The 13041-nt window shown below is 49.3% G+C and carries 12 protein-coding genes and 2 tRNA genes; 13 read left to right on the plus strand and 1 reads right to left on the minus strand.

Going from position 1 to position 13041, the window contains the following annotated elements; translation table 11 throughout:
- The first annotated feature begins 80 nt into the window (after window positions 1–80).
- The 3 genes from sucC to glnS all read left to right on the plus strand — a co-directional run bounded on the left by sucC (window position 81) and on the right by glnS (window position 3941).
- On the plus strand, window positions 81–1247 hold the full coding sequence (gene sucC / locus TK45_RS00960; RefSeq protein ID WP_131256753.1) for an ADP-forming succinate--CoA ligase subunit beta: 1167 nt from the start codon (window positions 81–83) through the stop codon (window positions 1245–1247).
- Window positions 1247–2119 (plus strand): succinate--CoA ligase subunit alpha, encoded by an 873-nt coding sequence (gene sucD / locus TK45_RS00965; RefSeq protein WP_131256754.1) that lies wholly within the window; start codon window positions 1247–1249, stop codon window positions 2117–2119. The genes sucC and sucD overlap by 1 nt, the downstream gene beginning before the upstream one ends.
- 157 nt (window positions 2120–2276) lie before the next feature.
- Window positions 2277–3941 carry a glutamine--tRNA ligase gene (gene glnS, locus TK45_RS00970; RefSeq protein WP_131256755.1) on the plus strand — a complete coding sequence of 555 codons (1665 nt, stop codon included), beginning with the start codon at window positions 2277–2279 and terminating at the stop codon, window positions 3939–3941.
- Between the two features lie 35 nt (window positions 3942–3976).
- On the opposite strand, the gene yhbY is transcribed toward glnS, so the two are convergent.
- Window positions 3977–4273 carry a ribosome assembly RNA-binding protein YhbY gene (yhbY, locus tag TK45_RS00975; protein ID WP_131256756.1) on the minus strand — a complete coding sequence of 99 codons (297 nt, stop codon included), beginning with the start codon at window positions 4271–4273 and terminating at the stop codon, window positions 3977–3979.
- Between the two features lie 114 nt (window positions 4274–4387).
- Between yhbY and rlmE the strand changes: the two genes are divergently transcribed.
- The 10 genes from rlmE (at window position 4388) to nusA (ending at window position 13037) form a co-directional block, all read left to right on the plus strand.
- Window positions 4388–5017, plus strand: coding sequence for a 23S rRNA (uridine(2552)-2'-O)-methyltransferase RlmE (gene rlmE / locus TK45_RS00980; protein WP_131256757.1), 630 nt, complete (start codon window positions 4388–4390; stop codon window positions 5015–5017).
- Between the two features lie 52 nt (window positions 5018–5069).
- The gene (gene ftsH / locus TK45_RS00985) at window positions 5070–6995 is read left to right on the plus strand and encodes an ATP-dependent zinc metalloprotease FtsH (protein ID WP_131256758.1); all 1926 of its coding nucleotides are present in this window, start codon (window positions 5070–5072) and stop codon (window positions 6993–6995) included.
- A gap of 48 nt (window positions 6996–7043) precedes the next feature.
- Window positions 7044–7868, plus strand: a complete 825-nt coding sequence (gene folP / locus TK45_RS00990; RefSeq protein WP_131256759.1) for a dihydropteroate synthase — start codon at window positions 7044–7046, stop codon at window positions 7866–7868.
- Between the two features lie 12 nt (window positions 7869–7880).
- The gene (glmM, locus tag TK45_RS00995; RefSeq protein WP_131256760.1) at window positions 7881–9215 is read left to right on the plus strand and encodes a phosphoglucosamine mutase; all 1335 of its coding nucleotides are present in this window, start codon (window positions 7881–7883) and stop codon (window positions 9213–9215) included.
- Between the two features lie 78 nt (window positions 9216–9293).
- Window positions 9294–10046 (plus strand): triose-phosphate isomerase, encoded by a 753-nt coding sequence (tpiA, locus tag TK45_RS01000; RefSeq protein ID WP_131256761.1) that lies wholly within the window; start codon window positions 9294–9296, stop codon window positions 10044–10046.
- A 3-nt stretch (window positions 10047–10049) separates the two neighbouring features.
- Window positions 10050–10382 carry a preprotein translocase subunit SecG gene (gene secG / locus TK45_RS01005; protein ID WP_174719758.1) on the plus strand — a complete coding sequence of 111 codons (333 nt, stop codon included), beginning with the start codon at window positions 10050–10052 and terminating at the stop codon, window positions 10380–10382.
- Between the two features lie 7 nt (window positions 10383–10389).
- Window positions 10390–10476 (plus strand) — tRNA-Leu (locus TK45_RS01010).
- A gap of 349 nt (window positions 10477–10825) precedes the next feature.
- Window positions 10826–10902, plus strand: a tRNA-Met gene (locus TK45_RS01015).
- Window positions 10903–11057: 155 nt separating this feature from the next.
- Entirely contained in the window at window positions 11058–11513 is a 456-nt protein-coding gene (rimP, locus tag TK45_RS01020) for a ribosome maturation factor RimP (protein WP_131256763.1), read from the plus strand.
- 30 nt (window positions 11514–11543) lie between these two features.
- Window positions 11544–13037 (plus strand): transcription termination factor NusA, encoded by a 1494-nt coding sequence (gene nusA, locus TK45_RS01025; RefSeq protein WP_131256764.1) that lies wholly within the window; start codon window positions 11544–11546, stop codon window positions 13035–13037.
- Window positions 13038–13041 lie beyond the last annotated feature (4 nt).

Genomic DNA, 13041 nt, shown 5'->3' on the forward strand with positions numbered 1-13041 from the left:
CCCCGGCGATTTTAATCCGGGTCGTCTGACCCAAAGCTGATTTTCAGCGTTTATTTCAATGAAAACGGATATAAAGCACCATGAATTTGCATGAATATCAAGGTAAACAGTTATTCCGTGAATACGGTTTGCCTGTATCAGAAGGCTATGCCGCAGATACCCCTCAACAAGCGGTAGAAGCAGCAGATCGTATTGGCGGTTCTGAGTGGGTTGTTAAATGTCAGGTACACGCAGGTGGCCGTGGTAAAGCTGGCGGTGTAAAGCTGGTTAAGTCGAAAGACGACATCAAACAATTCGCGCAAAACTGGTTAGGTAAAAACCTGGTTACTTTCCAAACTGATGAGAAAGGCCAGCCAGTAAGCAAAATCCTGGTTGAATCTTGTACTGATATCGCCAATGAACTGTACTTAGGTGCAGTAGTTGACCGTACATCACGCCGCGTGGTGTTTATGGCATCAACTGAAGGTGGTGTAGAAATCGAGACGGTTGCAGAAGAAACCCCAGAAAAAATCCTGAAAGCTGAAATCGATCCTATCGTGGGTCCGCAGCCTTATCAGGCGCGCGAAATGGCGTTCAAACTGGGCCTGGAAGGCGTTCAAATCAAGCAGTTCGTGCAAATCTTCATGGGTCTGGCGAAGATGTTCGTTGATCTGGACGTGGCGCTGATTGAAATTAACCCGCTGGTCATCAAAACTGACGGCAACCTGCACTGTCTGGACGCCAAAGTCGCGATCGACAGCAACGCACTGTACCGTCAGGCAAAAGTAAAAGACATGCACGACCCATCTCAGGAAGATGCTCGTGAAGCGCACGCAGCTCAGTGGGAACTGAACTACGTAGCGCTGGACGGCAACGTTGGCTGTATGGTGAACGGTGCAGGTCTGGCCATGGGTACCATGGATATCGTTAACCTGCACGGTGGTAAGCCGGCTAACTTCTTGGATGTTGGTGGTGGCGCGACCAAAGAGCGTGTTGCTGAAGCATTCAAAATCATCCTGTCTGACTCCAATGTTAAAGCCGTACTGGTTAACATCTTCGGTGGTATCGTGCGTTGTGACATGATCGCGGAAGGTATCATCGGCGCTGTGAAAGAAGTCGGTGTAAGCGTACCGGTTGTGGTGCGTCTGGAAGGTACAAATGCTGAACTGGGCCGTGACGTTCTGGCGAACTCTGGTCTGGATATTATTGCCGCTGAGTCTCTGACTGACGCAGCGCAAAAAGTAGTAGCAGCAGCGGAGGGCAAATAATGTCAGTTTTAATTAATAAAGATACCAAAGTTATTTGCCAGGGCTTTACCGGTGGTCAGGGTACTTTCCACTCTGAGCAAGCGATTGCCTACGGTACGCAAATGGTTGGTGGTGTAACGCCAGGTAAAGGCGGCACAACTCACCTGGGTCTGCCAGTGTTTAACACTGTGCGTGAAGCGGTGGAAGCCACTGGCGCGACTGCTACCGTTATCTACGTACCAGCACCATTTTGTAAAGATTCAATCTGTGAAGCAGTAGACGCCGGCATTGAGCTGATCGTGTGTATCACAGAAGGTATCCCGACACTGGATATGCTGTTCGTTAAAGAATACGTGAATGCCAAAGGCGTGCGTATGATTGGTCCAAACTGTCCGGGTGTTATCACGCCAGGAGAATGTAAGATCGGTATCATGCCAGGTCACATCCACAAGCCAGGTAAAGTGGGCATCGTATCGCGCTCTGGTACGTTGACTTATGAAGCCGTTAAGCAGACTACTGACGAAGGTTTCGGCCAGTCTACCTGTGTTGGTATCGGTGGTGACCCAATCCCGGGTTCAAACTTCATCGATATCCTGAAATTGTTCCAGGAAGATCCACAAACTGAAGCCATCGTAATGATCGGTGAAATCGGTGGAACGGCAGAAGAAGAAGCGGCAGCCTTTATCAAAGCTAATGTAACTAAGCCTGTTGTTTCTTACATCGCCGGTGTAACTGCACCTCCGGGCAAACGTATGGGCCACGCTGGCGCCATCATTGCCGGTGGTAAAGGTACTGCTGACGAGAAATTCAAAGCGCTGGAAGCGGCAGGTGTTAAAACCGTACGCTCACTGGCAGATATCGGCAAAGCCCTGCGCGAAGCGACAGGCTGGTAAGCTGATAATCAATGAACAAAAGCCCGCTACTGCGGGCTTTTTTATTCTTAACGCTGCATTTATCGTAAATTAGCTGCCGTCGCGGTGCTGCTAATTTTTATCTTGTTGTTATAATGCCGCTCTTTATGTTTTATCTGACACACTGAGGATTGCCTGAATGGCCGAGACTGACATCCGTCCGACCAACTTTATTCGTCAAATCATTGATAAGGATTTGGCCGAAGGCGTACATAACCAAATTCATACGCGTTTTCCCCCGGAGCCCAATGGCTACCTGCATATCGGACATGCTAAATCCATTTGCCTGAACTTTGGCTTGGCGCAAGATTATCAGGGCAAATGTAATTTGCGTTTTGACGACACTAACCCTGAAAAAGAAGATATCGATTACGTTAACTCCATTATGCGTGACGTAAATTGGTTAGGGTTTCAATGGGACGGCGACGTTTGTTACTCCTCAGGCTATTTCGAACAGCTGTATGGCTATGCCGTTGAGCTGATTAATAAAGGGCTGGCGTATGTGGATTTTTCCAATCAGGAAACCATGCGTGAAATGCGCGGGACGCTGACGAGCCCCGGTACCAACAGCCCGTATCGCGATACCAGCGTGGCAGAAAACCTTGAGCATTTTGCCAAAATGCGTGCCGGCGAGTATGCGGAAGGCCAGTGCTGTCTGCGCGCCAAGATTGATATGGCATCGCCATTTATGTGTATGCGCGATCCTGTGTTGTACCGGATCAAATTTGCGCACCATCACCAAACGGGTGATGCATGGTGTATCTATCCTATGTATGACTTTACGCACTGTATTTCGGATGCGTTAGAGGGGATTACCCATTCACTGTGTACGCTGGAATTCCAGGACAACCGTCGTCTGTATGACTGGGTGCTGGACAATATCAGCATCGAATGTCGCCCACATCAGTATGAATTTTCCCGTCTGAATCTGGAATATACCGTACTGAGCAAGCGCAAGCTGATTCAACTGGTGACTGAACACCACGTCAATGGCTGGACCGATCCACGTATGCCAACAATTTCTGGTATGCGTCGTCGCGGCTATCCTGCCGCTGCGATTCGTGAGTTTTGTAAGCGTATCGGCGTGACCAAGATGGATAACATGGTTGAAATGTCGATGCTGGAAGCCTGTGTCCGTGAAGAGCTGAATGAGCATGCAAATCGCGCCATGGCGGTGCTGGACCCGATCAAATTGGTAATTGAAAACTTCCCGGCGGGCGAACCGCAAACGCTGCTGGCGGCCAATCACCCTAACGACGAGTCTAAAGGCCAGCGCGAGCTAACTTTCACTCGCGAAGTCTATATCGAGCGTGACGATTTCCGTGAAGAAGCGAATAAAAAGTACAAGCGTTTAGTGCTGGGTAAAGAAGTACGTTTACGTAATGCCTATGTGATCAAAGCTGAGCGCGTGGAAAAAGACGCGGACGGTAATATCACCACGGTTTATTGTACTTATGATGCAGATACGTTAGGTAAAGATCCGGCAGATGGCCGCAAGGTTAAAGGCGTGATTCACTGGGTTGACGTGACCACAGGTTTGCCAGCGCAGGTGAATCTGTATGACAGACTGTTCAGTGTTGCCAATCCAGCCGGCGCAGAAGATTTTGTCAGTGTGATCAACCCGGACTCACTCAAAGTGGTGAATGCCTTTGTAGAACCGTCACTGGCAACGTTGCCATGTGAACAGGCGGTGCAATTTGAGCGTACTGGTTACTTCTGTAAAGATATTGACAGCACAGACGGTCGTCTGGTGTTTAACCGTACGGTAGAGCTTCGCGATAGCTGGAGCGAACAAGCCGAATAAAGACCAACGCCAGCAGAAGCTGGCGTTTTTTTTGATTATTTTTTCGGGATTTGGATCTTTTTGTCTTCGCTTTGGCGATACATCACCAAAACGTGACCGATGACCTGCAGTTTTACGGCACCGGTTTCGCGAATAATCGCATCCATAACCAGGGCTTTCTGTTCGCGATCCTCGCTGGGTACTTTAACCTTGATCAATTCGTGGAATGTCAGGGCATTGTCGATTTCAAGTAATACGCCTTCGGTCAGGCCATTTGCACCTAACTGCAGAACCGGCTTGAGTGAGTGGGCCAGCCCTTTGAGGTATTGCTTCTGTTTTGTTGATAGATTCATTTACAAAAATTAATTGCGGTTGCGAGGTTGAAAAGCGCTATTCTAGCGCCATCTTGCTGGTATTCCTAACATCAATGTATGTATTGAGACATTTTTGTTCAATTTGGACCGTGAATGACCAAGAAAAAACATTCCGCCAGTAGCAAACGGTGGTTACAGGAACACGTGAATGACCCTTATGTGCAAAAAGCCAAGAAACAAGGCTTGCGCTCCCGGGCTGTGTTCAAAATCGAAGAAATTCAGCAAAAAGATAAGTTAATCCGCCCGGGTATGACAGTGGTGGACTTAGGTGCTGCCCCGGGCAGTTGGTCGCAATACGCGGTCAATATGGTTGGTGACAACGGCCGGGTAATTGCCTGTGACATTTTGCCGATGGACTCCATCGCTGGCGTCGATTTCCTGCAAGGCGATTTTCGTGAGGAAATGGTCTTAAATGCCTTGCTGGAACGTATTGGTGGTAAGAATGTCGATGTGGTGATGTCGGACATGGCGCCGAATATGAGCGGCACTGGTGCGGCAGATCAGGCGCGTTCAATGTATTTGGTAGAACTGGCTTTGGACATGTGCCGTGACGTACTAAAACCTAACGGTAGCTTTGTGGTCAAAGTGTTTCAGGGCGAAGGGTTTGATGAATACTTTAAGGCCGTCAAGGATGCCTTTAAAGTGGTGAAAACTCGTAAGCCAGACTCGTCCAGAGCACGATCCAGTGAGGTGTATCTGGTAGCGACGGGCTACAAATCGTAGTAGTCTTTAACCAGCGTAAACGTATTTTTAATTACTTGCAGAGGTCACAACATTGAGTGATATGGCAAAAAATCTAGTCCTGTGGTTGGTCATCGCCGTGGTGTTAATGGCGGTGTTCAGTAACTTCAGTCAGACTGATGGTGCTGCCCGTGAAATGGACTACACCACTTTCGTTCAGCAATATCAGAATAAACGGGTACGCGAGGTCAAGATTGATGACCGCGTGATTACCGGTGTTACTGAGTCTAACGAGACATTCAGAACGGTTGTGCCGTATCTGGATTTGAATCTGATGGACGACCTGATCAAAAACGGTGTATCGGTTACCGGTACACCACCGGAAAAAACCTCCTGGTTAGCAAGCTTATTTATGAATCTGCTGCCAATGCTGTTGCTGATTGGCGTATGGATTTTCTTTATGCGCCAGATGCAAGGTGGTGGTGGCCGTGGTGCCATGTCCTTTGGTAAGTCCAAAGCGCGCTTGCTGGGTGAAGATCAGATTAAAACCACTTTTGCCGATGTGGCTGGCTGCGATGAGGCCAAAGAGGAAGTGGTTGAGTTGGTTGATTTCCTGCGTGATCCAAGCAAATTCCAGAAGCTGGGCGGAAAAATTCCAAAAGGCGTACTGATGGTAGGTCCGCCTGGAACGGGTAAAACCTTGCTGGCCAAAGCCATTGCGGGTGAAGCCAAAGTACCGTTTTTCACTATCTCCGGTTCAGATTTCGTTGAAATGTTCGTCGGTGTGGGCGCATCACGTGTGCGTGACATGTTTGAACAAGCCAAAAAGTCTGCGCCATGTATCATCTTTATCGATGAGATCGATGCGGTCGGTCGTCAGCGTGGTGCTGGTTTGGGCGGCGGTCATGATGAGCGTGAGCAAACCCTGAACCAAATGCTGGTTGAAATGGATGGTTTCGAAGGTAACGAAGGCATTATCGTTATCGCGGCGACTAACCGTCCGGATGTATTAGACCCGGCGCTGCTGCGTCCCGGTCGTTTTGACCGCCAGGTTGTGGTTGGTCTGCCAGATATTCGCGGTCGTGAACAAATCCTGAAAGTACACATGCGTAAAGTGCCGATTGGTGACAATGTCGATCCTGCGGTAATTGCCCGTGGTACGCCGGGTTTCTCAGGCGCTGATTTAGCTAACCTGGTGAACGAAGCCGCGTTATTCGCTGCACGTGCCAACAAGCGCGTTGTGAATATGGAAGAATTTGACAAGGCCAAAGACAAAATCATGATGGGCGCTGAGCGTAAGTCGATGGTGATGTCAGAGGACGAAAAAGCGATGACGGCTTACCACGAGGCCGGTCACGCCATTGTTGGTCGTATGGTGCCTGAGCACGATCCGGTTTACAAAGTGTCGATCATTCCACGTGGCCGTGCGCTGGGTGTGACTATGTACCTGCCTGAGCAGGATAAATACAGTCATTCCAAACAGCATCTGGAGAGCATGATTTCCAGTTTGTTCGGTGGTCGTATCGCCGAAGCCATTATTTATGGTAACGATAAGGTGACTACAGGCGCATCCAACGATATTGAGCGCGCCACTGACATTGCACGTAAGATGGTTACCCAGTGGGGATTATCTGAAAAAATGGGCCCAATGCTGTATGCCGAAGAAGAAGGCGAAGTATTCCTGGGCCGCAGCATGGCGCGCGCCAAGCACATGTCAGATGATACTGCTCGTGCTATTGATGCGGAAATCAAGGCAGTGATCGACCGCAACTATGAGCGTGCCGAGCAAATTCTGCGTGACAACATCGATATTCTGCACACCATGAAAGACGCATTGATGAAATATGAAACCATCGATGCCCGTCAGATCGATGATTTGATGGCTCGTCGTGAGGTTCGTCCACCGGCTGATTGGGATGACCGTAGCGGCAGTTCATCAGGCAAACCTGGTTCTGGTACTAAGGCTGAAGAGAAATCTTCGGTAAGCCCCACCAACCAACCGGGCGACTTGCCAGGCTAATAATAAAGCGGCGCCTCATTCGAGGCGCTTTTTTTATCCAGAGGTTTCATGCAATTCGCAAATTATTTCATCGACCTGTCCGTGCCCCGTATCATGGGCATCGTCAATGTGACACCCGATTCATTTTCCGACGGCGGTCAGTTTAATCAACTGGATGCAGCCTTGTTTCAGGTTGAGCGTATGTTGGCTGATGGCGCCACATTTATCGATGTGGGCGGCGAGTCAACTCGTCCCGGTGCAGCAGAGGTGGCCGAACAGCAGGAGATAGAAAGGGTCATTCCGGTAATCGATGCCATTGTGCAGCGTTTTGACTGTGTGGTATCTGTTGATACCAGCAAAGCCCGCGTGATGCACGAAGCTGTCGCCCATGGTGCCGGACTAATCAATGATGTAAGAGCTCTGCAAGAGCCAGGTGCCCTTACAACGGCAGCGCAATCAGGTGTGCCAGTGTGCTTAATGCACATGCAGGGCCAGCCTCGTACTATGCAGGATGCCCCTGACTATGTGGATGTCGTGGCGGATGTTGCGGCGTTTTTGACCGCACGTGCGGCGGAATGTGTCGCGGCGGGTATAAGCAAAAATCACATTTTGCTCGATCCAGGCTTTGGATTCGGTAAAAACCTGCAACATAACTACCGTTTACTGGCGCATCTGGATAAACTAGCCTGCCTGGACTTCCCATTGCTGATCGGGTTGTCGCGTAAGTCAATGATCGGCAATGTACTGGAAAAGCCGGTTGAGCAGCGCTTAATCGGCAGTGTGACTGGTGCACTGTTAGCTGCCCAGCGCGGGGCAAAAATTTTACGCGTGCATGATGTCGGGCCAACTATGGATGCCCTGAAAATCATGCAGGCAATGAGCGAACAAGAATAAAAAGGAAGCAATATGACACGTAAATATTTTGGTACCGATGGTATTCGTGGCAAGGTTGGCGAAAGCTGCATCAACCCACAGTTTGTGACCAAATTAGGTTGGGCCGCCGGGCGGGTTCTCGCCAATGCCGGTACCAACAAAGTGTTGATAGGTAAGGATACCCGTATTTCCGGCTATATGCTGGAATCTGCTTTAGAAGCCGGTCTCTCTGCGGCGGGGATTAACATTGGCTTACTAGGCCCAATGCCCACTCCGGCGATTGCCTACCTGACTAAAACGTTTCGTGCCGAAGCCGGCATCGTTATAAGTGCTTCGCACAACCCTTATTACGACAACGGTATTAAGTTCTTTGCTGCCGATGGTACCAAGCTGGATGACGATATCGAACTGGCGATTGAAGCCATGATGGATCGTGAAATGGAATGTGTGGCATCGGATAAGTTAGGTAAGGCAACTCGTATCAATGACGCCGCTGGTCGTTATATCGAGTTTTGTAAAGGCACATTTCCCTCGGAGTTGTCGCTGCATGGCATGAAGATTGTGGTCGATTGTGCCCACGGTGCCACGTACCATATCGCGCCTAATGTATTGCGTGAGTTAGGTGCGGATGTTATCGAAATCGGTGCCCAACCTAACGGTCTGAATATCAACGATAAAGTTGGTGCTACCTCTATGGACGCGATTGTAGAGCGGGTCAAACAGGAACAGGCCGATATGGGCTTTGCCCTAGATGGTGATGGTGACCGGATTATGTTGGTCGATCACAAAGGTAACGTGATCGACGGTGACCAAATCGTCTACATCATTGCGCGCGATGCCCTTAAATCTGGCCGCTTAAACGGTGGTGTGGTGGGGACTCTGATGAGTAATCTGGGTCTGGAAGTAGGCCTGAGCAAATTGGGTATTCAGTTTGAGCGCAGTGCGGTGGGTGATCGCTATGTGATGGAACTGTTGCAACGTAAAGGCTGGCACATCGGTGGTGAAAGTTCAGGCCACGTGATTAACCTCAATGCGACCTCAACCGGTGACGGTATTATTGCTGGATTGCAGGTGCTGACCGCGATGATTCGAAGCGAAATGTCATTGTACGAACTGTCCAAAGGCATGGATAAATATCCGCAGACTCTGATTAACGTGCGTTTTGAAGCGGGCAGTGCGCCGCTTGAACAACAATCGGTGAAAGATGCAGTGGCCGAAGCTGAAGCCGCGCTGGGTGAAACCGGTCGGGTATTGTTACGTAAAAGTGGTACCGAGCCATTGATTCGTGTGATGGTTGAATCCCAGTCTGCACAGGACTGTGATAAGTGGGCCAATCACATAGCAGATGTGGTCAAAAATCCAGCATAAAAACTTTTTTATGTTGTGACCAACTTGTAACTTGGCAGCGGGTTAGTTAATATCTCGCCCGCTTCGAAAGGAGGTTGTATGCCAGCACATGTTCGCCGTCCCATGGTGGCGGGAAACTGGAAAATGAACGGAAGCAAGGCACTGGTGTCAGCAATGACGCAAAGCCTTTCGGAAGTGTCTCTCGATAATGTCGACGTGGTAATTTGCCCGCCGATGCCGCTACTGGCCTGTGTTGAACCGAATAAATTTTACTTGGGCGCACAGAACGTAAGTCAGTACGATGCGGGAGCCTATACTGGCGAATCATCAACCTCCATACTGAGTGAACTGAATGTCCGATATGTGATTGTTGGTCACTCAGAGCGCCGCGAATTATTCGCTGAAGACGATCAGGTTGTCGTGCAAAAAGTGCAGGCTGTGCTGAATGCAGGGTTAACCCCAATCGTCTGTTTTGGCGAGTCGCTAAAAGTTCGGGAAGAGGGCAATTACCTCGAATTTTTATATGCGCAGGTTGACGCTGTACTTAATGGTATCGGCGCGAAGATTAAAGATTGTGTGCTGGCCTATGAACCCATTTGGGCGATAGGCACAGGTAATACTGCCAGCCCGGAACAGGCGCAGCAGGTACATGCCAAAGTACGCGAGCACATTGCCCAGGAATATACTGACATTGCGGCCGGACTAACTATTTTATATGGCGGTAGTGTTAATGCAGCCAATGCGGCTGAGCTGTTTTCACAGCAAGATGTAGACGGTGGCCTGGTTGGCGGAGCCAGTCTGAAAACTGACGACTTTATTGCAATTTGCCAAGCGGCAAACAATCTGGATTAAATAATGAAAGACGTTCTTATCGTAGTTTATTTGTTAGTCGCGCTGTTATTGATCGGCCTGGTGCTGATTCAGCGCGGTAAAGGCGCAGACATGGGCGCTTCATTCGGTGCGGGTTCTTCTAACACTGTCTTTGGAGCAACCGGTTCAGGCAACTTCCTGACGCGTTCAACTGCCATTTTGGCGACGCTTTTCTTTGTTATCAGCCTGGTATTAGGTGCGCTGACCGCTCAGGAAGCCAAACAGGTAGAACAACTGGATATTATTAGCGTACCTGCAGCGGAAGAAATCCCGGCAGACGCACCGGTACAAAAACCACAAGACGAAGTACCAAACTAATCAATACGCGGATGTGCTGAAATTGGTAGACAGGCAGCGTTGAGGTCGCTGTGAGCGAAAGCTCGTGTGGGTTCAAGTCCCACCATCCGCACCATCATTTATAAAACCCGCAAATCTGCGGGTTTTTTTATGCCCGATATTTAGCGGATGTAAAAATTAATATTTCTTCCATGTACCTAATGCCGTTTTTAATATTTTCTAACTGCCCACCAATTCGCGAATCGGCGGCAAGGATAGGTAATAGCAAAGAGGTATTTCATAAAGAAAACGCTAAATAAACCTGAATATTGCTGCACATTTGAACGCATTGTTTAATAAAGCGGCAAACGATTCGAAATAACGGTTTTTTTATTGGATTAGCCTTGCGCTTCTAAATTGGCTCAGTATAATACGCACCATCTTGAGACGGGCGCTACGCCAAGTCAGACAAGAGAAGAATCAAACGCGGGATGGAGCAGTCTGGTAGCTCGTCGGGCTCATAACCCGAAGGTCGTAGGTTCGAATCCTGCTCCCGCAACCACTTTTGCATTATCGCACGTGCCGGTAAGCAATGAAGTCAGTGGACAAAGGGTCCAAAATAAAAAGCCCCGCTTAGCACGGGGCTTTTTGTTATTCCCGATTTTTACCAAGGGTCTGGGCGCGTATGCCCTTTTTTTGTATTTGGAGATTTATCGCTTGTCAAAGCTTGAACAAACTCTGACAGACATGCTGGAACCAGCCGTTGAGGCACTGGGCTTTGAATTGCTTGGTGTGGAATTCGTGCGGGCCGGTAAACATTCAACCCTGCGCATTTTTATCGATCATGAAAATGGCATCACCGTGGACAATTGTGCAGACGTCAGTCATCAGGTCAGTGCGGTACTGGATGTAGAAGATCCCATTCCAACGGAATACAACCTGGAAGTGTCATCACCCGGGATGGACAAACCGTTGTTCAAAGAAGCCCATTACGCACGCATCGTGGGTGAGATCGCACAGGTGCGTTTACGCATTCCAATGGACAATCGTCGTAACTTTAAAGGTAAGGTTCTGTCGGTTGAAAATGGCGTATTAACGATGGACGTTGATGGTCAGACATTTGAGCTGGCAGTGGCGAACATTGAGAAAGGCAACCTGGTTGCACAATTTTAATTAAGGACGTGTTAAGCGAGGCAAAAAGCAATGAATAAAGAAATTCTGTTAGTGGCTGAAGCCGTTTCCAATGAAAAGCAGGTACCGAGAGAGAAAATTTTCGAGGCGCTTGAATATGCTATCGCCAGTGCCACCAAAAAGAAAAACGAAGGCGAAATCGAAGTGCGCGTTAGCATCGACCGTAATACCGGTGATTTTGACACGTTCCGTCGTTGGTTAGTTATTCCTGATGACCAGCCACAAGAAAACCCGTATGCAGAAATGACCATTTCTGCTGCGCAAATCGATGAGCCAGAAATTCAGATTGGTGATTACGTAGAAGAGCAGATTGAGTCAATCGTGTTTGACCGTATTACCACGCAAACTGCCAAGCAAGTAATCGTACAAAAAGTACGTGAAGCTGAACGCGCACAAATGGTCGATGAATATCAGAGCCGTGTGGGCGAATTGGTTACCGGTACGGTTAAAAAGGTCAACCGTGACAATGTGATTGTGGATCTGGGTAACAATGCCGAAGCGGTATTATTCCGTGAAGACATGCTGCCGCGTGAAACTTTCCGCCCGGGTGACCGTGTGCGTGCATTGTTGTACACCATCAAGCCAGAAGCGCGTGGTGCGCAATTATTCCTGAGCCGCTCACACCCGGATATGTTGGTTGAGTTGTTCCGTCTGGAAGTGCCGGAAATCGCAGAAGAAGTACTGGAAATTCGTGCCGCGGCGCGTGATCCGGGTTCTCGCGCGAAAATTGCTGTGAAGACCAATGACCGTCGTTTAGATCCGGTGGGGGCGTGCGTCGGTATGCGTGGTTCACGTGTGCAGGCCGTCTCAGGCGAACTGGGTGGCGAGCGTGTGGATATCGTATTGTGGGATGAAAACCCAGCCCAATTCGTTATTAACGCTATGGCGCCAGCAGAAGTGAGTTCCATTGTGGTCGACGAAGACCGTCACATGATGGAAGTGGCCGTTGAGCAGGATAACCTGGCGCAGGCTATCGGCCGTAGTGGTCAGAACGTGCGTTTGGCCAGTCAGTTAACCGGCTGGGAACTGAACGTGATGACAGTGGCAGATCTGAACAGCAAACACGAGGCGGAAAATGCCAAAGTGTTGTCGCGTTTTGTTGAAGCGCTGGACATCGATGAAGACTTTGCCAGCCTGTTGGTGGATGAAGGCTTCAGTACCCTTGAAGAAATTGCCTATGTACCGGTGAATGAATTACTGGCGATTGATGCGCTGGATGAAGACACCGTTGAGGAATTGCGTAACCGTGCGAAGGCGGCACTGACTACGCAGGCATTGGCCACTGAGGAATCTCTAGAGGCGGCCGCACCGTCCGAAGACCTGTTAAACCTGCCGGGTCTTGAGCGCCATTTAGCGCTGGTATTAGCCTCTAATGGCATTACCAATTTAGAAGAGTTGGCCGAGCAGGGCGTTGACGATATTAGTGAGCTGGAAGGCATTGGTGAAGAGAAAGCCGGTGAGCTGATCATGGCCGCACGTAATATCGTTTGGTTTAACGAAGAATAATGTC

Origin of the sequence: Bowmanella sp. JS7-9, assembly GCF_004329715.1 — a bacterium.
In the GTDB taxonomy this organism is placed as follows: domain Bacteria; phylum Pseudomonadota; class Gammaproteobacteria; order Enterobacterales; family Alteromonadaceae; genus Pseudobowmanella; species Pseudobowmanella zhangzhouensis.

Coding starts and splice junctions, on each gene's coding strand:
- sucD (WP_131256754.1), top strand. CDS start 1,247: ATGTCAGTTTTAATTAATAAAGATACCAAAGTTATTTGCCAGGGCTTT.
- sucC (WP_131256753.1), top strand. CDS start 81: ATGAATTTGCATGAATATCAAGGTAAACAGTTATTCCGTGAATACGGT.
- yhbY (WP_131256756.1), bottom strand. CDS start 4,273: ATGAATCTATCAACAAAACAGAAGCAATACCTCAAAGGGCTGGCCCAC.
- secG (WP_174719758.1), top strand. CDS start 10,050: ATGAAAGACGTTCTTATCGTAGTTTATTTGTTAGTCGCGCTGTTATTG.
- tpiA (WP_131256761.1), top strand. CDS start 9,294: ATGCCAGCACATGTTCGCCGTCCCATGGTGGCGGGAAACTGGAAAATG.
- rlmE (WP_131256757.1), top strand. CDS start 4,388: ATGACCAAGAAAAAACATTCCGCCAGTAGCAAACGGTGGTTACAGGAA.
- glmM (WP_131256760.1), top strand. CDS start 7,881: ATGACACGTAAATATTTTGGTACCGATGGTATTCGTGGCAAGGTTGGC.
- nusA (WP_131256764.1), top strand. CDS start 11,544: ATGAATAAAGAAATTCTGTTAGTGGCTGAAGCCGTTTCCAATGAAAAG.
- glnS (WP_131256755.1), top strand. CDS start 2,277: ATGGCCGAGACTGACATCCGTCCGACCAACTTTATTCGTCAAATCATT.
- folP (WP_131256759.1), top strand. CDS start 7,044: ATGCAATTCGCAAATTATTTCATCGACCTGTCCGTGCCCCGTATCATG.